This window comes from Candidatus Chlorohelix allophototropha, from assembly GCF_030389965.1.
GTDB classification, from domain to species: domain Bacteria; phylum Chloroflexota; class Chloroflexia; order Chloroheliales; family Chloroheliaceae; genus Chlorohelix; species Chlorohelix allophototropha.
The window spans coordinates 1,778,019-1,801,713 of record NZ_CP128399.1 but is presented as its reverse complement, the minus strand read 5'-3'; the positions used below and the strand labels follow the sequence as shown (position 1 = coordinate 1,801,713).

At 43.9% G+C, this 23,695-nt stretch carries 21 protein-coding genes; 7 read left to right on the top strand and 14 right to left on the bottom strand.

Features of this window, described 5'->3' with window-relative positions:
* Window positions 1-140: 140 nt before the first annotated feature.
* The gene (locus OZ401_RS07760; RefSeq protein WP_341467654.1) at window positions 141-1,697 is read right to left on the bottom strand and encodes an L-glutamate gamma-semialdehyde dehydrogenase; all 1,557 of its coding nucleotides are present in this window, start codon (window positions 1,695-1,697) and stop codon (window positions 141-143) included.
* Window positions 1,698-1,878: 181 nt separating this feature from the next.
* Here OZ401_RS07760 and OZ401_RS07755 point away from each other — a divergent pair, with 181 nt between their 5' ends.
* Together OZ401_RS07755 and OZ401_RS07750 are read left to right on the top strand one after the other, a co-directional pair.
* Entirely contained in the window at window positions 1,879-2,631 is a 753-nt protein-coding gene (locus OZ401_RS07755; RefSeq protein WP_341467653.1) for a GntR family transcriptional regulator, read from the top strand.
* A gap of 351 nt (window positions 2,632-2,982) precedes the next feature.
* Window positions 2,983-4,071 (top strand): hypothetical protein, encoded by a 1,089-nt coding sequence (locus tag OZ401_RS07750; protein WP_341467652.1) that lies wholly within the window; start codon window positions 2,983-2,985, stop codon window positions 4,069-4,071.
* Between the two features lie 215 nt (window positions 4,072-4,286).
* Here OZ401_RS07750 and OZ401_RS07745 read toward each other — a convergent pair whose 3' ends face one another.
* From OZ401_RS07745 to OZ401_RS07735, 3 genes are all read right to left on the bottom strand, one after another.
* A complete protein-coding gene (locus tag OZ401_RS07745; protein ID WP_341467651.1) occupies window positions 4,287-5,048 on the bottom strand; it encodes an anti-sigma factor in 762 nt (253 codons plus the stop codon).
* Window positions 5,045-5,650, bottom strand: coding sequence for an RNA polymerase sigma factor (locus OZ401_RS07740; RefSeq protein WP_341467650.1), 606 nt, complete (start codon window positions 5,648-5,650; stop codon window positions 5,045-5,047). Before OZ401_RS07740 ends, OZ401_RS07745 begins: the two co-directional genes overlap by 4 nt.
* 68 nt (window positions 5,651-5,718) lie before the next feature.
* Entirely contained in the window at window positions 5,719-6,183 is a 465-nt protein-coding gene (locus tag OZ401_RS07735; protein ID WP_341467649.1) for a c-type cytochrome, read from the bottom strand.
* Between the two features lie 300 nt (window positions 6,184-6,483).
* On the opposite strand from OZ401_RS07735, the gene OZ401_RS07730 reads away from it, so the two are divergent.
* Window positions 6,484-7,230: an SDR family NAD(P)-dependent oxidoreductase gene (locus tag OZ401_RS07730; RefSeq protein WP_341467648.1), complete on the top strand. Its 747-nt coding sequence runs from the start codon at window positions 6,484-6,486 to the stop codon at window positions 7,228-7,230.
* A 32-nt stretch (window positions 7,231-7,262) separates the two neighbouring features.
* Window positions 7,263-8,084: an SDR family oxidoreductase gene (locus OZ401_RS07725; RefSeq protein WP_341467647.1), complete on the top strand. Its 822-nt coding sequence runs from the start codon at window positions 7,263-7,265 to the stop codon at window positions 8,082-8,084.
* A 76-nt stretch (window positions 8,085-8,160) separates the two neighbouring features.
* Here OZ401_RS07725 and OZ401_RS07720 read toward each other — a convergent pair whose 3' ends face one another.
* From OZ401_RS07720 to OZ401_RS25885, 6 genes are all read right to left on the bottom strand, one after another.
* Window positions 8,161-8,664 carry a vitamin K epoxide reductase family protein gene (locus OZ401_RS07720; RefSeq protein WP_341467646.1) on the bottom strand — a complete coding sequence of 168 codons (504 nt, stop codon included), beginning with the start codon at window positions 8,662-8,664 and terminating at the stop codon, window positions 8,161-8,163.
* Between the two features lie 50 nt (window positions 8,665-8,714).
* A complete protein-coding gene (locus tag OZ401_RS07715) occupies window positions 8,715-9,530 on the bottom strand; it encodes a DsbA family protein (protein WP_341467645.1) in 816 nt (271 codons plus the stop codon).
* Window positions 9,531-9,556: 26 nt separating this feature from the next.
* The gene (locus OZ401_RS07710; protein WP_341467644.1) at window positions 9,557-10,435 is read right to left on the bottom strand and encodes an acetyl-CoA carboxylase carboxyltransferase subunit alpha; all 879 of its coding nucleotides are present in this window, start codon (window positions 10,433-10,435) and stop codon (window positions 9,557-9,559) included.
* A complete protein-coding gene (accD, locus tag OZ401_RS07705) occupies window positions 10,425-11,402 on the bottom strand; it encodes an acetyl-CoA carboxylase, carboxyltransferase subunit beta (RefSeq protein ID WP_341467643.1) in 978 nt (325 codons plus the stop codon). Before accD ends, OZ401_RS07710 begins: the two co-directional genes overlap by 11 nt.
* 180 nt (window positions 11,403-11,582) lie before the next feature.
* The gene (locus tag OZ401_RS07700) at window positions 11,583-13,310 is read right to left on the bottom strand and encodes an SWIM zinc finger family protein (RefSeq protein WP_341467642.1); all 1,728 of its coding nucleotides are present in this window, start codon (window positions 13,308-13,310) and stop codon (window positions 11,583-11,585) included.
* Between the two features lie 33 nt (window positions 13,311-13,343).
* Window positions 13,344-13,631: a histidine phosphatase family protein gene (locus OZ401_RS25885; RefSeq protein ID WP_425607613.1), complete on the bottom strand. Its 288-nt coding sequence runs from the start codon at window positions 13,629-13,631 to the stop codon at window positions 13,344-13,346.
* A 502-nt stretch (window positions 13,632-14,133) separates the two neighbouring features.
* On the opposite strand from OZ401_RS25885, the gene OZ401_RS07695 reads away from it, so the two are divergent.
* On the top strand, window positions 14,134-15,492 hold the full coding sequence (locus OZ401_RS07695; RefSeq protein ID WP_341467641.1) for an acyltransferase family protein: 1,359 nt from the start codon (window positions 14,134-14,136) through the stop codon (window positions 15,490-15,492).
* Window positions 15,493-15,699: 207 nt separating this feature from the next.
* Window positions 15,700-15,879, top strand: a complete 180-nt coding sequence (locus OZ401_RS07690; protein WP_341467640.1) for a hypothetical protein — start codon at window positions 15,700-15,702, stop codon at window positions 15,877-15,879.
* Between the two features lie 471 nt (window positions 15,880-16,350).
* Here OZ401_RS07690 and OZ401_RS07685 read toward each other — a convergent pair whose 3' ends face one another.
* From OZ401_RS07685 to OZ401_RS07675, 3 genes are all read right to left on the bottom strand, one after another.
* Window positions 16,351-18,537, bottom strand: a complete 2,187-nt coding sequence (locus OZ401_RS07685; protein WP_341467639.1) for a glycoside hydrolase family 52 protein — start codon at window positions 18,535-18,537, stop codon at window positions 16,351-16,353.
* A 234-nt stretch (window positions 18,538-18,771) separates the two neighbouring features.
* Entirely contained in the window at window positions 18,772-21,087 is a 2,316-nt protein-coding gene (locus tag OZ401_RS07680; protein ID WP_341467638.1) for an MMPL family transporter, read from the bottom strand.
* 185 nt (window positions 21,088-21,272) lie between these two features.
* The gene (locus tag OZ401_RS07675; protein WP_341467637.1) at window positions 21,273-21,905 is read right to left on the bottom strand and encodes a TetR/AcrR family transcriptional regulator; all 633 of its coding nucleotides are present in this window, start codon (window positions 21,903-21,905) and stop codon (window positions 21,273-21,275) included.
* A 526-nt stretch (window positions 21,906-22,431) separates the two neighbouring features.
* Between OZ401_RS07675 and OZ401_RS07670 the strand changes: the two genes are divergently transcribed.
* Window positions 22,432-23,046 (top strand): LysE family translocator, encoded by a 615-nt coding sequence (locus OZ401_RS07670; protein WP_341467636.1) that lies wholly within the window; start codon window positions 22,432-22,434, stop codon window positions 23,044-23,046.
* Window positions 23,047-23,255: 209 nt separating this feature from the next.
* Here OZ401_RS07670 and OZ401_RS07665 read toward each other — a convergent pair whose 3' ends face one another.
* The gene (locus OZ401_RS07665; protein WP_341467635.1) at window positions 23,256-23,564 is read right to left on the bottom strand and encodes a hypothetical protein; all 309 of its coding nucleotides are present in this window, start codon (window positions 23,562-23,564) and stop codon (window positions 23,256-23,258) included.
* Between the last annotated feature and the right edge of the window lie 131 nt (window positions 23,565-23,695).

The window sequence follows — 23,695 nt, the reverse complement described above, 5'->3', positions numbered from 1 at the left end:
AGTACTTTCGACTTTGCAAGAAAACTGATTTCCGTTAGCGAGAAGTTTTATAATCTGTAAGATAGCAAAACAAAAAAGGGAAGCTATTTCTTCCAGCTTCCCTTTGCAAAAGTTCAAATTTTGTTAGCGTAAATATAGAACTACAGTGTTTCTCCTACGGTTTTGCCTTGCAGGAAAAATTGCAGGTAGTCGGGTCCGCCAGCTTTGGTGTCAGTTCCGCTCATATTGAAACCGCCAAAAGGTGCAACGCCCATCAAAGCCCCCGTAGATTTGCGGTTAAAATAGAGATTGCCAACATGAAATTCGCGGCGGGCGCGTTCCAAGCGCGAGCGGTCTCGGCTGTACACCGAACCGGTCAAGCCATATTCAGTATCATTGGCAATTGCCAGCGCATCATCAAAATCCCGCGCTCGAATAAAGGCTAAGAAAGGTCCAAACACTTCTTCTTGAGTAATACGAGCGGTAGGCGCAACCTCAGAGAAGATGGTAGGCTCTACGAAATAGCCAGTCGTAAAGGGCTTACCACCACCAAGAACTAACTTGCCCTCTTTTTTGCCCAATTCTACATAGTTGAAAAACTTTTGCTGGGCTATTTCATCAATTAAAGGACCAAGCTGTGTTTCAGGGTTTATCGGGTCTGCTACTTTAAGCTTTTTGGCGCGTTCCACCACCTTTTCGAGAAGCGTGTCATAGACGCTTTCCACTACCACCGCCCGCTCGGCAGAGGAGCAACGTTGCCCCTGAAACCCAAAGGCGCTGGCGATTAAACCATCGGCAGCGGCATCCAAATCGGCGGTTTCATCTACGATAATGGCATTTTTCCCGCCAAGCTCCATTTGAATCCTTTTAAACCACTTTTGCCCCGGCTGTAACTTTGCGCCGTTCTCATAGATATTAACGCCCGCTCTTTTTGAACCGGTAAAAGCAATAAAGCGAATACGCGGATGCGCTACCAATTGTTGACCACTGGCAATTCCCGGTCCGGTAACAAGATTTGCAACTCCGGCGGGAAGACCAATGGTATTAAATATTTCAAACAGCCATGCCACAACGGTAGCGGCTGAATCGGTGGGTTTTATCACCACAGTATTGCCGGTTACTATCGCGCCCCAAGCCATCCCGATAGTCAGGGCAAGCGGGAAATTAAAAGGAGTTATAACTGCGCCTACCCCAAGCGGAATATAGAAGAAAGAAAAATCCTCACCATCCGACGGTGTAAGCTGCTGCGGCTGTTCAAATTTCAGGATTTGCCGCCCATACCACTCAAACAGGTCAATTGCTTCGGCTATTTCGCCATCGGCTTCATCCCATGTTTTTCCAAGCTCCAGCACCATCAATGCGTCCAGTTCATAACGTCTGCGTCGGAGTTCTGCAACTGCCCGGTGCATATAAGTCAGACGCTCCTGTATCGAAGTAGCCGACCACAGGGGAAATGCTTTTTCTGCCGCCGCAATCGCCGCTTCCACATCCTCAGAGCGAGTAGCTACATGCTTTGCGATAATTTCATCGGGATGAGCCGGATTCACTGAACTGAAGGTTTCATCATGCACAACGGGCTTCCCATCAATCCAAAGCGGATAGATAGCACCTAATTTCCCGCGTACACTTTCAAGCGCTGCCTGAAAAGCCTGCCGTTCAGCGGGTAGGGTAAAGTCCAAGCCCGGTTCAGTTTTAAAGGGAGCCAAGGTAATTTGCATGAACAGTATCTCCTTTAATCAAAAAATATAATCTTTATCCGATAGAAATATATCACAAATCTAGTTGTAATACAATACAGTCATCTTAAATAATATTGCTGTTGTATTTCAAAAGGAATTTTGATACACTGACGTTGAATATTTATTACACTGGATTTTTATCAACGGAGATTGATTGCCAATGAAGTCGGAAGAATACCTCGAAACGCAACCGGAAGTAGCTATAGCTCTGAAAAAGTTAGCCACCTCTTCCCAGAGTGAAGTCGCTTATACCGAATTAAAGCGGCGGATAATTCGCTGCGAGTTAGAGCCGGGGCAACGTATTACTGAGGCACAACTGGTAAGCGAAACCGGAATCGGTAAAACTCCAATTAGGGAAGCATTAACACGATTAGCGCAAGAAGGTTTGGTGAGTAGCATTCGAGGGCATGGCTACGAGGTCACACCGATTACACTAGGCGATCTGCAAGACCTTTTCACTTACAGAATAATAGTGGAAGGTACTGCGGCACAACTTGCCGCCGGACATGTTAAAGCTGCTGACTTGCAACGACTGGATGAGCTATGCCAAGTGCATTATAATGTCGGGGATGTTGAAAGTGAAGAAAATTACTGGCGTGCAAACTTCGATTTCCATGTAATGGTTGCAGAAGCCTCCGGCAATCGTCGCCTTGCTGCCGCGGTTCGCCAAGTGTTGGAGGAAAGCGAGCGGGTGCTGCATCTCAGCAATATTCTTAAAACCAGAAGGGCTGAATTATCATCCGAGCATGAAGGTCTGGTAGAAGCTTTAATTGCCGGAGATGGTGAAACGGCACACAAAATGGTAGTACAACATATTACCGCTTCGCAGCAACTGGTATTGGAAGCGCTGGTAAGAAGCCCTTCTCTGCACAATATCAACATTGTACCGTCAAAACCCATATCGCCTGCCTAAACTGGTAGATAAATGCCTTTCCTCCCTCTTGTTCGTTTCAGGTTTTGAGCTAATATATAATAAATCCAATTTATTGCTCGTTAGCCGGAAATATAGACAAAATCGCCTGTACACAAAAGTTGCAAGTTAAAGTCTTGCCATTTTATTGTGTTATCAGCTTTGGAACGGAAAGACTAATAAATACATATGACGCTATCGCCAGAATCTTCTACCGGTTTCTTTTCAAGCACCAAAATAGGCGCTATCCTAGTTTTTCAGGGGGTTTTCTCAATTTATCTCGCCTCTTTTTTGATAACAGGAAGTAACTATAAATCGACTTACAATTACTTTAATTATCTAGCAGATGCATTTTTGCACGGCAAATTGTATCTAGAACAACCGCTTCATACCCTTGACCTTATCCACTACAAAGAGCTATGGTATGTACCTTTTCCACCGCTACCAGCGTTGCTGATGCTTCCATTTGTTGCATTATTTGGTCCTCAGCAAATCAATGCTGCTATCTTCTCCCTAAGTCTAGGAGCGTTAAATGTCACGCTAGTTTATTTGGTGCTAGAAACATTAGTGACACGGGGTTGGTCTAAATTAGGCACCCGTGACAATTTAGTGCTAGTCTGCTTATTTGGGTTAGGTAGTGTTCATTGGTACTTGGCGATAGTCGGCGATGTATGGTTTATCAGTCAAATAAGCACCCTAACCTTCGTATTATTGGCAACGCTCTTAAGCTTAAAGAGGGTTTCACCTTGGTTAGTGGGAACGTGTTTGGCAATCGCAATACTAGCACGCCCTAATATCGCGCTGACTTTGCCGCTATTGCTTGGAATTGAGGCATGTCTCTTACAGGAACAACAAGTAATTGGCAAAATAGAAACAAAGCAACTTTTCAAATGGTCTTTTGCGGTAATAATCCCAATGCTATTGGCAGTTGCCTGCTTGTTACTGTACAACTTCTTGCGCTTTGAGAATCCAACCGATTTTGGATATTTACAGCAGAATATAAGCAAAAAGCTTTATGACAACTTGCATACTTACGGTCAATTCAACCTGAATTTTATCCCGGCTAACTTCGAAGCATTGTTTTTGCTGTTGCCTCAATTAAATCTTTCAATTCCGAGTATTGTACCCGACACTCATGGGATGAGCATATTTCTGACAATGCCAGCTTTATTGTATCTTTCACGCTTGCGCCGCTTTACCCCATTGGAGATAGGGGCACTAGTTAGTCTTGGCACATTGCTTATTCCGCTATTGACCTATTACAATACGGGCTGGACTCAGTTCGGTTATCGCTTTACCCTAGATTTTATTGTGCCATTACTAATTTTGTTAGCGATTGCGCTAGGTAAAAAAATATCGCGGATAGGAATTGTACTCGTTATCTGGGGGATTCTGGTCAACGGCTGGGGTACTTTCTGGTTTTTAATCAACTATTTCGTTTGAGTACAACGCTTGCTATAATGTTACCGGATTCTCATGTCATTTTCATGGTGGAAAGATAGCGTCTTATACAGCAAAGTAACTGCTACCCACCTGACTGCGAAAACAACCTGAAACTTTTTGTTGTAATTTAACCATTCGAATATCGCGAAACCAGTGGTGGTTCTTGGTTTAGAACCGTTTGGCAAGCTTCACAGCAAAGCGGCATAAGTCTATTATTAGCTCTTTTTCCAAATTAGCAGGGGTGCTGTAGTTGGCGCGTTGAGTGCTGCGTTGAAATTTTCTAGGGTAATAAAACAGCTTGTTATATTAAGAGCATCCTTGTTCTGATCATTAATCAATATACTGGCAGTTCCAGATTCATCTATGTTTAAATTACCTCCAAACTCTAGTGTATCGCCTATGTCATACCAGAATTTGTAAATCTTGCCGTCTGGAGCAGGTACTATATTAATGGCAGTTACCAGATATATATCCATAGAGGGGCGGGCATACATCCGGGCACGCGGAGCATTGGAATTATAGGGCACATTCGGCTGGGTCATTGACCATATCATAGTATCAGGGGAGGAAGTTAGAGCTTGCAAACGCTGGCTTTGTTCCATATGCTTGTTTAAATCCTGAACTTGAGTAAACAGCAGGGCTGAAAGTGCTGCAAGTATGAGCATAAATGCGGCTACCACCGAGCCAAAGACAGGCGAATAGCCTGGAAAGAAATTCCAGTTCCACTGCTTCTTTTGGTTTTTTTCAGGTTTGCTGTCACCATTAGCATGTGCAAGTATCGCAGTACGTAGCTCGATAGGAGGGTTAACCGGAACAACTGCCTCAAACATCTGACCCAGCAATTCTTCATAGCCTTTTATACGTTGGCGACAACTCAAGCACTTATTTAAATGCTGCTCCACCTGGCTCATATCTTCTTTAGCCAACTTCCCTAGAAGATAGCCATCTTCAATTTCAAAAACTCTTTCGCACCTCATAACAATTGCTCCGGCAACAATTGACGCAATCTTTGCAGCCCCATCCTAGCACGTCCCTTAATAGTGGTTACCGGTAAATTAAGTTCTTCAGCTACTTCACGCTGGCTCAAACCACCAAAATAAGTCATCAAAATAGCCTGTCGTTGCTCAGGTGGCAAATCTTTCAAAGCATTTCGTATCTCTTCATCTCTGAAAAGTTTTATTATATGTTCCTCCATATCAAATTTGCTTTCCAACATATCTATTGGAGATTCTACCGAACCGGGTTGAGCGGATACTGCTCGGCTCAGTCTTTTTTGATAAGAAGGCAGCGCATCGTAAAGGCGATGACGCACAAGCGTAAAAAACCAACCTTCGAATGAGCCAAGGGCAGGATTATACATGCCACATTTTTGCCACAGGACTACAAATATATCCTGTAGCAATTCTTCCGCCATTTCTTTATCAACCGATCTGAGCAAGAAAGCATAAACCCTACCAGAATAGCGATCGTAAATTTCACCTAGCGCTTCCGTGTCACTACGGCTTGCCCTTTTGACCAAATCATCTATCCCAGTAGTAGACGATATATTTTTAGCAGATGTTTCGCCAGTAAATCCCAAACCAAAACTCTCCAAATAACATAACCAACCTATGTTTTGCAGCAAGGTTGGTTTCTGGTTTATAGCTTCTAGCTTTTGTGAATCGCTTTGAGATATACTATCACGTTTTCTAAATCGGCATCCGAAATCCGACTTGTGCTAATAGGAGGCATAAGTTTACCGCCTTTACGCACCTGATTGCGAACAAAATCAGCGTTTATAGCATTCGTACTGAGAGCAAGTACTGGCGCTTTTCCCGCTTGCGTGCCTTGTCCGAGGTGGCATCCGGCGCAAACCTTAGCAAATGCTTGTCTTCCTGCCTCAGCGGTTGTATCTGCCTGTGTGGGTAATGGAAGGGTCGGGTTAGGAACAGCAGTAGTTGTAGTCGCAGCAGTCGTAACCGCAGCGGTGGTGGTGGTGGAATGCGTTGCAGCAACCGCAGCGGTGGTAGCAGGCGGAACGGGCGTTGCCGTATTATCGCCACAGGCTACCACTAAAAGGACAAACAAGGGCAAAGCCCATATATAGCTGACCCAACGGATATTCAATCGCATATAAATGTATATCTCCTATTCTTAATTTGTTTTCCGCAAAACTACTAGAACATGGCGGCAAAGCTATTCTGACTTAGCTGAACCAAAGGTTGAAGATTACACTTATATATACGGTCTGATTGGTGAATCGGAAAAAGAATTATGAGATTGAAATGAGTAATTCTTTTCTTGCAGCAGTCACATACCACATCCCTGAAAAAAGACATATTTTGGAAGGTACTATATAATGATTTGAGCAATTCACCGCACACATGAAATTTCAAAACATACCAAAATGCCACCAATTTCAGGAGGAAGGGGATGGAGTTAAAAGGTAAAGTCGCGCTGATTACCGGAGGCGGGACTGGTTTGGGTAAGGAAATTGCCAAGCAAATGGCACAAGAGGGCGTTAATGTCGCTATTAACTACTCAAAATCAAAGCAGGAAGCGGAAGAAACGGTTGACGAATTACGTGAACTTGGCGTGAAAGCTCAGGCAATCCAAGCAGATGTCGGCAAGCTCGATGATGTAATTCGCATAGTAAACAGCACTGCCGAAAGTTTTGGGAGATTGGACATTTTGATAAATAACGCCGGAACAACGCGATTTGTACCATTTACCAACCTTGACGGACTTTCCGAAGAAGATTGGGATGATATTCTGAATATCAATACCAAAGCACCTTTTTTCCTAGCTAGAGCTACTGCCGCGATAATGCGTCAAAATAATGGCGGTGTAATCATCAATACCGCTTCGGTAGCGGGACTTGGCACAAAGGGCAGTAGCATTGCTTACTGTACTTCTAAAGCTGGCATGATTCACCTAACACGCTGCCTTGCCCTTGCCCTTGCCCCAGACAATATTCGGGTGAACGCAGTTGCACCCGGTCTGTTGCTCACTAGGTGGGGTTTAAAATATAGCCCAGAACGAATTGCTCAATTTGAGCAAGCTTCACCGTTGAAAAAGATTCCGGGTATTCCAGATACCGCCGCAACTTATATTATGCTGGCAAAAAACGATAGCATGACTGGACAAATTATTACAGTTGATGCAGGCATGCTTTTATAATTATTATGTCAAGTAATTATGGAGAAGACACAATGGCGAGTCTGAAGGGTAAAACACTTTTTGTATCAGGTGCTAGTCGTGGTATCGGGCTGGCAATTGCCTTGCGCGCTGCCAGAGATGGCGCAAATATCGTAATTGCTGCCAAAACCGATCAGCCAAATCCCAAGTTACCCGGCACAATCCACACTGCGGCGGCTGAAATAGAAGCGGCGGGCGGTAAAGCCTTAGCGGTTTTGTGTGATATACGCTATGAGGAACAGATTCAAGAAGCGGTAAATAAAACTATCCAAACTTTTGGCGGCATTGATATTTGCATTAACAATGCCAGCGCAATCCAACTCACCGGCACGCTCGAAACCCCCATGAAACGGTTTGACCTGATGCATCAGATCAATACTCGTGGTACTTTTGCGGTTTCGCAAGCCTGTATCCCACACCTGAAACAGGCACAGAACCCACATATTCTGAACCTTTCCCCGCCACTCAATATGGAAGCGCGTTGGTTTGCCCCGCATGTTGCCTATACAATGGCGAAATTCGGAATGAGCATGTGCGTTTTGGGAATGGCGGAAGAATTTAAAGCGGAGGGTATCGCGGTAAATGCGCTCTGGCCACGCACTGCAATTGCTACTGCCGCGATCAAAAATATTGTAGGTGGGGAAGAAATGATGAAGCATTCGCGCATGCCTGAGATTATGGCAGATGCAGCCTATATCATTCTCACTAAACCTAGCCGCGAATTTACCGGGAATTTCTGCATCGATGATGAAGTTCTGGCTTCTGCCGGAGTTACCGATTTTGATCAGTACGCAGTTACTCCGGGCGCACCATTAGCAGGCGATTTCTTTATTTAAGGCTTGCACAAATAGTATAATTGTTTCAGGCAAGGGGTGTTAAAGCCCCTTGTTTTTATTTCAGGTTCTTTTGAGTTTATATTTCTTCAACCGAACGCCAGAGGCGAATTGCCAGAAGAATAAAAAGAACTGTGATTATCCCAGCACTGGATAAACACCAAATACAGGTGGCTTTTATAACGAAGAAAGACATAGACATAAGGTAACCGCTAAAAACAAGGCTGCCCAAACTGATTATAAATAAAGTCCAGTCTAACTTATAAGTTAGCGAAGTATTATTTCTACGTGCCATCAACCAGCGAGTCATTGCCAAACCTGCTAGGACAATATAGGTTGCAAATCCGAGAAAAGATACCGGAATACCCAGTAATAAAGCATATTGGCTGTTATTGACCGTATCACAACCGCCGCCTTCAACACAAATAATAGCCTTTGCAAAAAGGCGAGTGTAACTAAGATATCCGGCAATACCAACTCCGGCTAAACACAATACTATTACCAACAAGTCGTAAAGGTAGCCTAAATTCTTCTGTTCTTCTACAGTATTTGTACCGATTGATATTTTATTTTTGGTAGCCATATACTTTATTCCATGCAAAAGAGGGGGCTAACCCCCTCTCGGTTTCTGAATTACTTGGGGGTAGTCGGTGGATTCTGCTGAACGGCAGCGGCGATTTTAGATTTAATATCGTCGTAGGTACTATATTGGATCTCTTGTTCAGCGCCGTTGATGCTCAAGAAGAAGGTGGGAGTGCCGCTTACACCCTTAGCCTTAGCAGCGGTTTTTTCATCAGCCACCGCCTGCTTGTACTTACTGGTGTCGAGGCATGAATTGAACTGATCTTGATTCAAACCAAGAGCTTTGGCAAGATCCTTAAGAACTTTATCCGTTATTACACCGGTTGATTCACCTCGGTAATTGGCATACATCGAATCTCGAAAATCCCAACCACGCTTTTGATCGGCGGCGCATCTAATTGCTTGAGCGCCACGCTGCGAATCGGAATCACGTAAAATATCGTCCACTACCGTATAGTTTCTGAAAATATACTTGATTTGTCCGGTTTTGACGAAAGTATCTCTAATGGATGAATCAGCCTGATCAAAATATTGCTTGCAAGCTGGGCAGCGTACATCGGCATATTCAATCAAAGCAACTTGTGCATTGGCAGCGCCAAGTGTTAGATAGTCCGTATCCTGAGTTGAGCTTGCGGGCAATTTATCAAAGGAAGTGGGAGTGGAAAGAGCCACTATGGTGAATATACCGATAATAGCCACTACCACTACCCCAATACCAACCAGAATAATCTGATTTCGCCGTCGTTTTAGCTGGCGTTGCCGCATCGCCTCTTTTTTGGAACTGCTCTGTTTGGAATTTCTATTATTCCGCGAAGGGCTAGGAGTAACTGTTGACGTGTCTTTTCCAGTTTGTTTTTGTTGTGACATAACACTTTGCCTTTGTAATTTACTGGTTATTCACGCGCACCGGCTAATACATTAACTTCGCTCCAATGCCCGATCGCCCGATATTTGTTATAACGCGCTTGTAACATCGCTTGAATTCCCGCCTCTCCTTTGACAACAAACGCTTGTTCCAATTCCGAGAGATGGTGTTCCAAAGCTTCAGCAAGAGTAACCATTAAAGCAGGAGGGTCAGTTTGTGCGCCGCCTACTGGTTCAGGCACAATCTCATCAATAATTCCGAAATCTTTTAATTCTTCTGCGGTAATCTTCATGGCTTGTGCCGCTGCAGGAGCTTGTGCCGAGTCCTTCCAAAGAATCGTAGCGGCAGCTTCAGGGCTTGCCACACTATAGATGGCGTTTTCGAGCATAAGTAAGCGGTCAGCAATACCGATGGCTAATGCGCCGCCGCTTCCGCCTTCACCGGTTACCACCGCGATAGTTGGCACTTTTACACGACACAATTCCATTAGATTTTCTGCAATTGCAAGACCAACCCCGCGTTCCTCACTAGCTTTTCCCGGATAAGCTCCACCGGTATCAATAAAGGTTATAATCGGCATGCCGAATTTTTCGGCTTGCTGAAATAAGCGCAAGGCTTTACGGTAGCCCTCAGCATGGGCTGAGCCAAAGTTACGGGCAATGTTTTCTTTTGTATCCCGTCCCTTTTGCTGTCCCATAATTATAACCGAACGAGTGTTGAATTTGGCAACTCCAGCAACCAAGGCACTGTCATCACCAAAACGGCGGTCACCATGTAATTCCACGAAATCCTTGAATAGTCCGTTCATAAAATCGAGCGCATGCGGGCGCATAGAATGACGAGCTAATAATACTTTTTCCCAAGTAACATTATTAGTCGGGATTTCTTTTTTTTCTTTACCCGGCATAAGCCACCTCATGGGAATAACTTCGGCTATGAGCAAGCATATAAAGGTTGACGAGATTGGCAATACTATCTTTTAATTCGCGGCGAGGCACAATGAGGTCAACCATACCATGCTCTAGCATAAATTCTGCGGTTTGAAAACCGGGAGGAAGTTTCTGTTTGGTAGTTTGTTCGATTACACGAGGACCGGCAAAACCGATTAAGGCACCGGGTTCGGCAATTATCACGTCAGCTACCGAGGCATAACTGGCAGTAACACCACCCAGAGTAGGGTCTGTAAAAACTGAGAAGTGGGGTAAGCGCAACTGACCCAAACGCGCAAATGCAACCGAGATTTTCCCTAGTTGCATAAGTGAAAACAAACCTTCGTGCATACGTGCACCACCACTGGCAGAAATAGTCACCACCGGTATTCGTTTCTCGATGGCTTTCTCCACTACCCGCGCCATTTTTTCGCCAAAAACGCTTCCCATACTTCCGCCTTGGAAAGCAAAATTACAAATTGCCAGCGCGATTGGTTTCCCGTTAATTTTACATAGCCCAGTTATTAACGCTTCGTTCTCCCCGGTTTTCTTTCGGGTTTGCGCCATTTTCTGGGGATATGGTGGCTCTGCGATGCTGACAAAACCAAGCGGGTCGGCATTGATTAATCCAGCATCCATCTCTTCAAAGCTGTCGTCATCTGCCAGCAAAGTCACCCTTTCACGCGCACTCAGGCGAGTATGGTAATTACATTTGCTACAGACTTTTTTATTAATTTCAAACTCTTTGGTATAAATCAGTTCATGGCATTTAGTGCATTTAATCCACAGGTCATCGGGGATATTATGCTGTTCTGGCACCGGTTTGTTAGAAGGTTGCTGGCGGTTCCAGCTAAACATAGGTGCATTATCTTTTGTGGTATCGCTATCGGTTTTGTTACCAGCAACATCCGGTTGCTTGGGGTTTCTCCTGAATAAATCTCTCAAATCCTCTTTCGCCCCCTATTTCAAAAATCTCTACACCAAAATGAGGCTCTTGATTTCCCCGGAAATGGTTATCTGTTTCGCACAATTAGCAATCATTTCGCATTATAACATACCGCTTCAGGAGAGTATAGTAGACTGCTATCATTAATAGCAATTTTCAGGTTCAAAATTGCAAATATGTTATAAAGCTTTGAATTCATCCTGTAAAGCCGGGCGACGACTGTTAACGCTTCTAATTTTACTGATGTAATGCTGCCAACCAATCGGGTCTTTCAAGATTTCTAGGTACACTCCTTTTATAAGAGCGGCGTATCTAGCGCCTTCCTGATAGTATTTGCGGTTTGCCCGTTCAATATTAAAATCTACTAGGCTCATGTATAATTCGATTGCTACTTCAGGTCGATATTGTTGCACCCCACGCGCTACTAGAGTTTTGATATCCTCCTGACCGTAGCCGGTCTGCTGCCGAGCCAAATCTATTGCAGCTTGCCAATCTTTTTCATACAAGTGGATTTCAGCCAGTGTTCTTTGATCATAAGGGTTAATCAACTCTATGAATTGTTTGCGGACTATCTGCCAATTATGCAAGCGTTCGGCTAAATCCTTTACCTTTCGATATAGTTCGAGGGTAGGTCTGAGATAGTTGACTTGAGCCAATAAAATACGCAACAGGTTTTCGTCGTCATGGTATTTCAAATAATACTCTACTAACCGTTCGAGGATGCTACCAGAGCCTTGTAAGGATGAATATGAAAATGGCGTAGAGCGTTGTTGAGTTTTATCTTCTTCCAACCTAACAAGCCAGCTTTCCAGCGTTTCCAAATATTTAGCTTCATTACCTTTGCTTCGCCAATAGTCTGCCAATTGGAGGTAATGCGCTTCGCTTACGAGGTTAGCCTGTCGGATGGCTAGGTAGTTAAGATCATCGCCTAGTTTAAGATAGTAGTTGGCAATCCAGTCCGTTACAACGGGGTATTCTTCCGCAAGTTTCTTAAATTGCTTTAGCAAGTAAGTATAATCCGCTGGGGTTGTTGCCAACGCATCCAATCCAGCCTTGAGGTCTTCTTTTTCAGCGCCATACTCCCAGATTTCTAAAGTTGATAGGGTATTTAACAACCAATCAAAGTGATCCTGCTTTTCCTTTGGAGAGGGAAAAATCAAAGCAGCAGCCTCACCATAGAAAGTTAAAGCTCGTCCTATTTGCACGGCGTTAATAGGATACTCCTCCATTACATCGTTCCCGGCTCCCACTAAATGTATTAGCAATTCTAGCTGGTCGTTCGGATTAAAAGTGCCAATTTGTTCAAAAAAGTCATCTATCTCGTCCAATTCCTCGCTCTCGTAATATTCATCAAGGGTCTGGGGCAATTGACTGAAGTAATGGGTGATTTCGTGCATGAGGCGGCGTAATCCGGTGGGGTTACTCGGCTGCTGCCGGATGACCTGTTTGGGAATAGTGATATTTTCTAGTAGGGTACGCCGAAAAGCATCGCTTTGCTCGCTTAGTCGCAGTAATAATTCTACCAATTGTATGTGTTCCATGCTTTCTAGCGTTTTGCCCAACGCCGATACTACGTTGGTTTGACTTGCTTGCCCTTGAGCTTCGTCCGTAAAACTATTAGCACTCCTCTCTTTCAGATAATAAAGCAGCACTGATACGGCATGTTTGCAAATGTAGCCATCATAAGGACAAGTACAGTCTATTTCTAGGTCAGCCCCAACCTCGGCAATTTCTACCTGATAAATATCACCACTTCCGGCTACTCTGGCTTGGATGCTTTTACCACCGGAATCAAGTCGGAATTTTAGCACAGCACCGGAAGCCAGATAAGCTTGACCACGCTGAAAAACAAGGATAGTATCCGCAAGATTTTCTACATCTAGGTAAGTAAGAGTTTTCAGTTTCATACCAATAGTACTTTCTAATGGTTAATTCGTGGATTATCTTTTTCTTGTTCGCAAATGGGTGCTATCGTTCTCAACAGTTATTTTCCAATTACCTTCAAGATAGCACACTTCATGTAATCCGGTGCAAGTGCTTGGAAAGACAGGTTTTTTGTTATTCCATTCCAAGCCCTTTAAACGATAGTATAAAATATTTATCACTCCGGCGTGTGTTACCAATGCAATATTTTCAGGAAGGCTTCGGGAAAGAATCTTAGCCGCCATGGTATCAAACGCTTTATGCACGCGAAGCTGAAACTCACGCGGGCTTTCGCCGAAGTTGATTTCTCGAAGATTTATCGCTACAAGAGCGAAGGCTTCACTAAGGCAGCCTAAGAATTAGCTTGCTCGGCAGGTTACTGCGAAGTAGAGCTTTAAGACGGCTACCCTCCTTCCGCATTTGACCTTAATGGTCTGTACAGAGTCGCTGCCCCTATCCAGTAGAGGCTCTTTATATTATTTTACATTTTATAGCTTTATGAATTATTATTGACTTAGTTCATCAGTGACAACTTAAAGATTTGACGGACTTGTCAAGTACAAAATCAGGAATTTCTAGCTGGATTTCATACCAAATTTGGCTGCTATGCCCTTAATTTTCTCAAATGTGGCCGCTCTGGCAATTACTACTCGGACAAAATACAGGCTTTTGTTGCCAAACAATTGTTTTTACCGAAGATTGGCCACTTTGATTAGCAGCATAAGTAGCTTGACAAATTCAGTTGGCGCTTAAGTTGTCAACTATGGACTTAGTTATCTCAAATGTAATTCGGAGGGAATCAAAAAATTGCTAAAAAAGTTAAACCAATCAATATTAAACATATTCGTGGTAAAGCCCGGTACAGTAGAACCTTTGGCTTATATGGATGGAATCCGTGCTATTGCAGTTTTACAAGTCCTTGTATTCCACTGCTGGGTTTTATCGGGTAGTCCAGAACTAACCTTTAAATCACCTTTTTCCGGGAATATTACTCATTGGACTTTTTTAATCAGCGCAGGGCATACCGGTGTCCTTCTTTTCTTTGCTCTTAGCGGCTTCTTATTAGCACAGAATTGGTTTTCTGCTGATTACAATAATAAACCTCGACCCAGTGTTAGAAAATATTTTAGATTGCGCTTCTTCAGAATTATGCCTGCTTATTATAGCTGTCTTTTTTTTATGTTGCTGTTCTTTACCCCAAAATATATACCTTCTGCCTATGTTTTCAGTGGCGATGGATTTTTTGCCTTAGGAGCGCACCTAACCTTTACTCAATATTTGTTTCCTATATCGTCTGGCGATTACACTATTAACGGGTCATTATGGACACTAACAATTGAGATGATATTTTATTTAGTATTACCTTGGGCTATACCACTATTTCTTCGTAATCGCTGGATAATAGCGGTACCTTTTGCTATTATTGCAAACATCCTGTGGTTATATTTATGTAAATATTCGCTCGACCCTGTTGTTGCTATATATCAAAGTTCTGTTGCTAGGTTCTCAGTTGATAGTGAAACCATACGTTATTTTCTATCAAATCAATTTTTCGGCTATATCTCCTTTTTTGCACTTGGAATAGCAGTTGCAAATGTATATACACGGTATCGCTTAAATATCCCTTCTGGGAAAATATTTAAAATAGCTACCGGAAAAATAGCTGGAAACTTTTACTTCATAATCGGATTAGCCCTGATTTTATCGCTTTTGTTTGAACTTAGAAACGATAGTAGCTTAATTATCCAGTATTATGCTGGAAGGATACTTTATGGTATAGGGATAACCTTGTTCATAATGGGTGTATTGTTCGGCAGTAATTTTTGGCGCTATATATTCAGCATAACCCCTTTGCGCATAATAGGCATTATCGGCTATTCGGTTTATTTATGGCACATGCCTTTGATATATCTGATTAAAAGTTATCCTGAAATTGAAGCACTCCCAGTGGAGCAGCGTTTCCTACAAGTCTTGCTTTATACATCCGTTGGAGTTTTCCTGCTTGGCACCATATTTTATCTGGCTATAGAAAAACCTTTTATGCTCAGCGCGAGAAAGAATAGCAAACAACCAGTAGTAATGGATGCTGCCCCGGTACAATTATCCAGCATGCCTCAAGAATCACATATAAATATTGTAGGAACTTATTTCGAGAATAATCATTAACTGTTAGGAAAATTAACAGAGATGAAGATTTTACCCGTAACCCTTGAAAGAACCTTTGTTAGACTGGAACTCTAGCACACGAGCCCTCGGCGTTGGCATTTACCGCGGCATATGCATCAGCTACACAAGTAACAGTATTGATAGTCAGTTTTATGACATCGATTGCTCGCTGTCCAGAAGTAGGTGAAAGGATTAAAACACTGCAAAATGAAATGCACTGGCAAGCTGACCGAATCCAACTCCGGTAGCAGCAGCAGCAACATCCTGAGTGGTCTCACCCTACTCTCGCCCATTCGCTCCACCGCTCCATCTCCTAGGTCAAAAAGTGGCGCAAGCGTTTGCGTCCACCGATCAGGTGGTGCTGCGCAGCCTTTCTACTGCCCCTAAACATCCCGTTACCCCAACTTCACACCTGCTCTTCGCTGGAATTCACTGGAAAGTGAAGTGACTCAGTTTTTCAAGGCATCCAGCTAGGGATACAAGGCTTTTCAGAGAATAACAAAAACAAGCAAAAGCTTCGATTCGAGCAATATCTTCGGCAACCTCGCTGTACCACCCCAACCAGACATTGCATCTGGAAAGCCTACGCTAATACCCGTTGCTTCAATTTCCCACAACCAAACATACTTCGCTTTATCAGCTTAAGCCTGTTCCATTCCTTTTAGCACTAAACCTGCGTCTGAACCAGTTTCTCTGGGTCAGTATAATCCATCGCACTGAGCGCTGTGATTTGAGCTTATTTTCACTCGGTTTAGCCTTGCTAGACCATTTTACCAATCATTCTATGCCTATTTCCGTTGCTTTTATCCCTTTTTCCTTGGGACAAATTTAAATCTGTACGGTGGCAAATTTATCTTATCAATTACTCTTTTTCCTTTTCCGGCTATTATTTGCCTTTTTCAAATAAGGCTCTACCAGTTCAGGAAAAGTTATCGAACGTCTAAATTTATTTTTTTTAAGTTTATACCCAACAAACGGGATATGTCCCTTTTCCCAGTCTGCAAGCGCTAATAAAGGTACTTTCAAGGGTACTCGTACCGGCTCAAATTCTAGCTTACCGACAACACGGTCAAATTTTGCGCCGGAAAATGCCGCAAGTAAACCCAACGAAGTAACACCACGTGGGTAATAATGTAAATGATTTGAGCCATAGGTATCCACGAAACAGCCACCTCGCCCCATACTATTTTCAAATTGTTCAAACGCCCAATAACGTGAGGGTAAATCGGCAGGGTCAATACCCAAATAAGCCCCGGTTAGGTCACGATGTAGATTCTGGCTGATCCAGATATGCGAATGATCGGAACTGCTATGAGTACAGCCATATTCAATAAGACTGGCACGGCGCGCTTCCAAAATATCGCGGCGGAACAAATCAAGATTAAGCGGCGGTAGGGGTGCGCCGCTTGCCAGCAAATACAGCAAGCCATTTGAAGTATAAAGCGAGTAAGCGTTCCAACCCTCCAACTCGCCCTCCTCTAGTGATTGCCCGTTCCAAGGATTTATAAGACCCGTTGTGGTGCGATCGAGACATACTGCAAAATGGTCGCCTAGCCATGCCTGTTCCTCCAAAGTTTGGCAGATAAGCCTAACTCTAGCGCGGCATTCCCTCGCCAGCTTTTTGTCACTTTCTTCCAGCATCAGGGCGGCAACATGCAAAGCCGACAACGCTTTAACGCCCAAATAAATTTGCTCGCGTCCGAATTGAACGGCAGGAGAAGCATCATCTACGGTGTTGGCAGTGCCGGTGGTAGGAAAGCCGCTGGTAGTGGTAGCACTTTTTAGGATATAGCGCGACAACCGAACAATCGCCTCCCGATTATCGAGTAGTACCGTTTGGCGGGCAGAATATCGCCATAAGGCATAGGCAAGTAGAATAAAATTTGCGCTCTCCTCCACTTCCATTTCATGCGGATAAGCTTGGCAATTTGAGCCGAGTAATGCCCCAATATCGTGACTCATAAAAGCAGCTTCTTCCGATACAGGCTTGAGATGCTTGCGCCACTCCGCCAGCGTCATTTCGAGTAGTTCATCCCACAATAATAGGTAGAACCAAGCGAGATTATACTCAACATCCACTGTCGAATGGAAAGTACAATTGCCCTCCCAGACGCTATACCATTCCGGCTGTGCATTTTGCCCCGGAATAGCCCACCAACTATTAGGAATATAGCTTTGAAAACTGAAAGCTATGAGGTTTCGAGTGCCGGCATCCAGCGAACTATCCGCTAGCAAACTGTCGAACAGGGCAGTTTTACGGCGAATTTCTGCCTCATTACTACGGGCGTAAAACCACACTTCCTCAATATTCTTGAAAAAGTCGAGGTATTTAAAGCGGTAAGGCTCACCTCCCACTTCAAGTACAGGTTCAGCCAGAAAAGTCGCAAGTATAAAAGAGGCTTTTACAACTCCCCCGTTACCCTTAACTCCAATTGTCCCATTTTGCGTATCTATTGAAATAGCGCCATCCGGGGTCTGTAACAGAGAAAGGGTGATGGGAGCTTCAAAAATACGCTTGTCACTGAGGCTATCCTGCGGTTGGCGCGGTCCCCAATGACCCGGAATCATACGGTAAGAAGCTGTATATTGCAGACCATCAGCATACCCTTCAGTTTTTACACCTCTGGTCGGGTCTGCCAAACCTACCAGCAATTCAGGCTCAGAATCAGGCGGGGCATAAATTTCCGCATCAATATAAAAGAAGGGAGCGGTGCAGAGCATAGTATCACGGGGATAGAAAGGCGCAGTAACTTTAAATACTGCACTGAGGTTGTAAGCGCGATCTCGTGCTGTCCACTTAATTGAGTTAAAGGTGATTTCCTGCTCTACCTCACTAAAAACCGTTCCAGATGAAGTATAAGGCAAATAATTCTCTAAAATATTTCCATCTTCAGTATTTTGTAGCCGCACTCCCAGCTTGAAATCCCAGGCGCGATCATAATATTTGCCCAACGGTCCCATCAGGAAGCCACGCTCTGAAACACGCGGAAAGTGGAGGGTGAAGCGACTGCCGAGCCGCCCCAGCATTGTTTCAATCGGCAGCATATTACCCGATCCTCCTGTGCTTTTCCGAATCCAAAAGGTCTTAAAAGGTTGGTATATACTTCGCTTTCTTGAAAAATCTGCTTACAGTATAGAGCAAAAGTGAGTTTTGTAGGATACAAAAAGCAAGAAATCAGGACGAATTATTAAAACTTTCGCTTAAACTGATTCAGGATAACCAAAATAAAAAACGGGTAGCCTCTGAGCTACCCGCTTGAAAAAGATGTATTTGTAAGCTTAACTGCGTGAACCAAACAACGAGGGTTGCACTGAAGTTGGCGGGGTGGACTCGTCTTCGTGTTCCACTTCGCTGAGTCCCGCGCGGCGGTAGAGGGCTGCCAGAGGGGCAGGTGCCCACCAATTGTATTTTCCCATCAAGCGCATCGCTGCCGGAACCAATAACGCCCGCACTATAGTGGCATCCACCAAAATTGCCAGCGCCAAACCCACGCCCACTTGCTTGATGAACACCACTTCACCGGCGGCAAACCCGCCAATTACCACTACCAATAGTATTGCCGCACTGGTTATAATTCCGCCGGTCTTCTGGATACCGTGCGCTACGGCGGCAGTGGTATCGCCGAAGCGGTCATAATGCTCTTTCACCCGGCTCAAGAGAAAGACTTCATAGTCCATCGAAAGACCAAAAGCGATGGCAAAAATTAGGATTGGCTGTGTGCCATCAATGCTGCCCAACGGAGTGAAGCCTAACACATTGGCGAGATTACCGTCCTGAAAGACCCAAACCAATGCCCCGAAACTGACCGACAGCGATAATGTATTCAGAATTACTGCCTTGAGCGGTATTACCACGCTGCCAAGCATCAAGAACAAAAGGATGAAGATAGTTGCCACGATGAACGCTACGGCGAAGGGCACGCTTTCTTCCAAGCTGGCAAGAAAATCTACCAGATAGGCAGTTTCGCCACCCACTTCAAGAGTCATTCCGGCAGGCGCACCTAGCCCACGTATTGTTTTTACCAGTTCTTGCGCTTGACCTGAATGTTGGTCGCTATCGTAAAGTACCGATACTAAGGCATAGTTGCCCTTGGCGTAATGTGTTGCCGCTATCTGTGCTTGTGGGTTTTGCGCTAAACCTGCATCCGAATAAAAACCGACATAAGCGTTTTTATCGAGACTAGAATCGAGTGTTACCAGACTATCAACCCGACGCACGCCCGGAACCGCTTCTATTTTACGAGTATAGTCATAAAGCGTTGTAATATTAGCTGCATTCAACATAGGGCTATTGCTTTTAAGGACAAGCTGAATCGGTACGGTTTCATTGCGCGGAAATTCATTGCTCAAATACTCGCTTACTATCCGGCTTTCGGCTGTAGCAGGAAGGCTACGCGCGTCCGGTGTTGCCAGATTTACCCGAAGGAATGGCAAACCAACCCACATCAGTGGAAGCACAGTGAACAGTAGCACTACGACAGGGCGGCGCATTACAAAGGTGCTAAGGTTATACCAGAAGCCGCGATTCTCCAGCTTTTTCTCGGAATTACGCCGAATGTGAATGATTGACCAAATCGAAAGGGCATTTACCCGATGAGAAAGCAACGCCAGCATAGCCGGTAATATGGTTATAGAAGCAATGACCGCTACTAGTACCGCTGCCGCGCCGCCCAAGCCCATACTTTGCAGGAACATTTGAGGAAATACCTGTAGGCTCAACAAGCTGATAGCCACCGTCAAGCCGCTAAAAGTTACGGTGCGTCCAGCAGTTTGCATGGTTTTTACCAAAGCGGCGCGAGTATCACCATTGTAACGTTTTAGCTCATCCCGGAAGCGACTCACTACAAACAAGCTGTAGTCAATCGCTAAACCCAAACCAAGCATTGTGATTATATTTATCGCGAAGATAGAGACATCGGTGAAATTAACGGCAACGCGCAGCAGTAGAAAGGCGCCTAGGATGGCAATACCACCGATTGCCAGCGGCAACGCCGCCGCAATCAGGCTACCAAAAATCAGCACTAACAGTATTGCAAGGATGGGGAAAGTAGCCATTTCAGCCGTTTCAAGGTCTTTGCTAACCTGTTCGCTAATCTGTTCATACACCATCGCTTGCCCACCAACCTGCACTTTTAAAGTAGCGCTAGTTAGCAGTGGAAGCAATTCTTTAGCATGCTTTTGCTGTTCTTCAGTATCACCTGCCAACGTAATGATCGCATAGGTGCTGAGCTTGTTGTTAGAAACCAGTTGAGTAGCGCCTGAATTGTAGTAATTGGTAATTTTACCTACGTAAGGTTTACCATCCAATTTGGAAAGCACTTCTGAAACCCCTTGAGCAAAGGCTGGACTATCCACAACAGTAGTATTGTCTTTGGAAGTGAAAAGTACCACCAGCGAAGCGTCTTCCTGTCCCAATTGATCATGAATTGTCCCAACCGCCTTGAAAGATTCAGAAGCCGGGTTATCATAGCCGCCGCCCTTTAACATTCCAAAAAGACTCGTGCCAAAGACACCCGCCGCTACCATAAAAGCAATGCCTGCTATTAACACAAACCAACGATAACGATATATAAATTTTCCTAAAGCTGCGTACATCTCTCACCTCGTAATAAGTTATGTAAATTAGTTGTTGTTAAAATATCCGAATGAAGTTCATTCAGAGAATTCAGGGCAAAAAAAAGGTCGAATAAACCACAACTAAAGCTCTTCGGATGTGAATGAGCTTCATTCAGTAAAAACAAGCCTAAAAATTAGCCCCTTTAAGCGGGGCAAAACTGTTGCTAAATTTCTTTGTTCAGATATGGTGGCATCAAAAGCCAATGATCCAGCAAATCCACCAACGCATCAATATAACGCGATACGGATTTGCCACCTTCGACATTGAAGCATTGGTAAAGAGCATCGCTAACCATTCCAAAAGCCAAAACTGAAGCTGCCTGTGAGTCAATAGGTCGCATATAACCGAGTGCAATTGCTTCATCAAAAAACGTTTTTATACCTATTTGGATAGGATCAGAAATAGTTTTCTCCCAACCACCGATTTCCTGTGGCTGCAAACCCATCATCTGTATCATATCGGATTGCCGATTACACAGTTCGAAACAGGCTTCCATTAAAGGACGTGCCCGCATGTAATGCGGTATTTGCTGCAAAGCCGGATCCTGTAAAAAGGCTAGAAACTCGTACTCCCAATCACCCTTGACTGCATAGAGCAATTCAGATTTATTCTTAAAGTACAAATAAACCGTACCGACCGCCACTCCCGCTTTACGAGCTACATCTGCAATAGTAGTTGATTCATAGCCGGTAGTAGTAAAAAGCTCTCTGGCAGCCTCGATTATTGACTGTTTTTTCTCTAGTTTTTTTTGTGCCACGCTAAGCGGCACTTCTGGTTTAAGTTGTGTGACGTCCATTTTTTTCTGTTTTACTATCCATAGAAGCCTTATTCATAATAATGAATGAACTTCATTCTCTTTTTACAACACTTTACAGAGTTTGTCAAGCCCCTTTTTATAATTTTAACCTAAAATTGCATGGTTTGCTTATAACGCCGTACTGAAAAACAAAATCTAAAATAGGCACATAGTAAGCGCTCAAACAAACGTTATTTTGAAAAGTTCATTGGGTGACAAAGCTTGAGTAGGAGTGGGATTTGTTTAAAAATACAAGAAATATATTCAATTTCTTTAGTTTCTATACATTGATTAATCACTAATGGTATGATAATCTAACATCGAAATAATTTGTAAAATTTGACAGGAATATTATGTGCTTTTGTAGTTTAGAAATTTCAACTGAAAAAAGAACTAGCACCCAGCAGCAAAGCCAACCGAAAAAGAGGTCTGGTTAGCTTGCTTTGTCTTTGATAAAAAGCTAAGTTGCGTCAGATCTCAGGTGAGGTCTGGCGTTTTTGTTTTTAAACTATCGGGAGGAAATTTTATGGATTTGGGATTTTTCTTGCGAGGACTTTTAATTGGGTTCTCGATAGCTGCCTCAGTAGGACCAATTTGGGTGTTAGTAATGCGCCGAACGCTGGCTTATGGTAGTCTGCCCGGATTGGTTTCGGGTCTAGGGGTTGCAACTGCGGATGGACTTTATGGAGCAATTGGCGGATTCGGGCTTACTTTTGTATCAAGCCTGCTGGTAGAGCAAAGCCTTTGGCTTCGCCTTATTGGAGGGGGATTTATGTGCTATCTTGGTATAAAAATAGCACTTGCTGCCCCTGTAGCGCGAGAAGCTAAGGATAGCGGTGGAAAGCTATCTAGACTATACCTTTCCACATTTTTACTAACTTTAACAAACCCCATGACCATCATTTCTTTTGCGGTAATACTGGCAGGACTAGGCGCAGGTAGTACCAACGGAGATTACGTAGCAACATTAATACTTATAGTTGGGGTTTTTAGCGGTTCTTCGCTGTGGTGGGTGGTCATGACAACCTTGCTAGGCTTGTTGCACAAAAAGATTACACCTCAAATAATGCGCTGGATTAACTGGATTTCTGGGTTCATCATTTGCGCTTTTGGGGTCGTAGCTTTGCTAACCCTCTTTTAGGGTTGGAATAGGGATAAAGGCTACCAAGATGGCTAAGGCTATATTCCTATTCATTTTGAATTTTTAGCGTTATTCTAAGATTTCTTGACCCTTCCGATACATATTCCTATTATGGGTAGGCACTGCTACAATCAACCAGAAAACGATTAGCAGTGCAAAAACCCACTCCCAGTCAAACCAACGCGGTTGTGTTTGCAGAATAAGCAGGCTTAGTTTTCCTTAACTACGCTACGATAAAACTTTAAAGCCTCATCGGCTTCCGGGATACCGTTGTTGCGCATGTTATCTATACATTTTTCAACTTCTGGTTTTACCGTTTCCCAGGCTTCATTTATGTTCTGGGAGGACATGGTACGACCGAACAAGTAATAGCAAAACAAATCGATATTATCTACTTCATCTTGGTTGACCAGTTGGAATAGAGTAGCAGAACAAGCAGGACCAAGTTCCTTATTGTTATCCCATTGTTGGTAAAAGCGTTCTTTGACCGAATCAATTGTAATCATAATTGTATCCATAAAACTTCTCGCTTTCTTCCGCCAATAAAGACGGTCGGGTGGGGTTATGCTTAAACCGCAAAAGGTTGAAAGCCAGTTTTCATTACCGCACCATTTCTATTTTTTATTTCGTAACTACTTGGCTGCTTGAG

Coding starts and splice junctions, on each gene's coding strand:
- OZ401_RS07665 (WP_341467635.1), bottom strand. CDS start 23,564: ATGGATACAATTATGATTACAATTGATTCGGTCAAAGAACGCTTTTAC.
- OZ401_RS07700 (WP_341467642.1), bottom strand. CDS start 13,310: ATGAAACTGAAAACTCTTACTTACCTAGATGTAGAAAATCTTGCGGAT.
- OZ401_RS07720 (WP_341467646.1), bottom strand. CDS start 8,664: ATGGCTACCAAAAATAAAATATCAATCGGTACAAATACTGTAGAAGAA.
- OZ401_RS07680 (WP_341467638.1), bottom strand. CDS start 21,087: ATGTACGCAGCTTTAGGAAAATTTATATATCGTTATCGTTGGTTTGTG.
- OZ401_RS07760 (WP_341467654.1), bottom strand. CDS start 1,697: ATGCAAATTACCTTGGCTCCCTTTAAAACTGAACCGGGCTTGGACTTT.
- OZ401_RS07755 (WP_341467653.1), top strand. CDS start 1,879: ATGAAGTCGGAAGAATACCTCGAAACGCAACCGGAAGTAGCTATAGCT.
- OZ401_RS07685 (WP_341467639.1), bottom strand. CDS start 18,537: ATGCTGCCGATTGAAACAATGCTGGGGCGGCTCGGCAGTCGCTTCACC.
- OZ401_RS07670 (WP_341467636.1), top strand. CDS start 22,432: ATGGATTTGGGATTTTTCTTGCGAGGACTTTTAATTGGGTTCTCGATA.
- OZ401_RS07710 (WP_341467644.1), bottom strand. CDS start 10,435: ATGCCGGGTAAAGAAAAAAAAGAAATCCCGACTAATAATGTTACTTGG.
- OZ401_RS07675 (WP_341467637.1), bottom strand. CDS start 21,905: ATGGACGTCACACAACTTAAACCAGAAGTGCCGCTTAGCGTGGCACAA.
- OZ401_RS07715 (WP_341467645.1), bottom strand. CDS start 9,530: ATGTCACAACAAAAACAAACTGGAAAAGACACGTCAACAGTTACTCCT.
- OZ401_RS07725 (WP_341467647.1), top strand. CDS start 7,263: ATGGCGAGTCTGAAGGGTAAAACACTTTTTGTATCAGGTGCTAGTCGT.
- OZ401_RS07690 (WP_341467640.1), top strand. CDS start 15,700: ATGAAATGCACTGGCAAGCTGACCGAATCCAACTCCGGTAGCAGCAGC.
- OZ401_RS07735 (WP_341467649.1), bottom strand. CDS start 6,183: ATGCGATTGAATATCCGTTGGGTCAGCTATATATGGGCTTTGCCCTTG.
- OZ401_RS07730 (WP_341467648.1), top strand. CDS start 6,484: ATGGAGTTAAAAGGTAAAGTCGCGCTGATTACCGGAGGCGGGACTGGT.
- OZ401_RS07745 (WP_341467651.1), bottom strand. CDS start 5,048: ATGAGGTGCGAAAGAGTTTTTGAAATTGAAGATGGCTATCTTCTAGGG.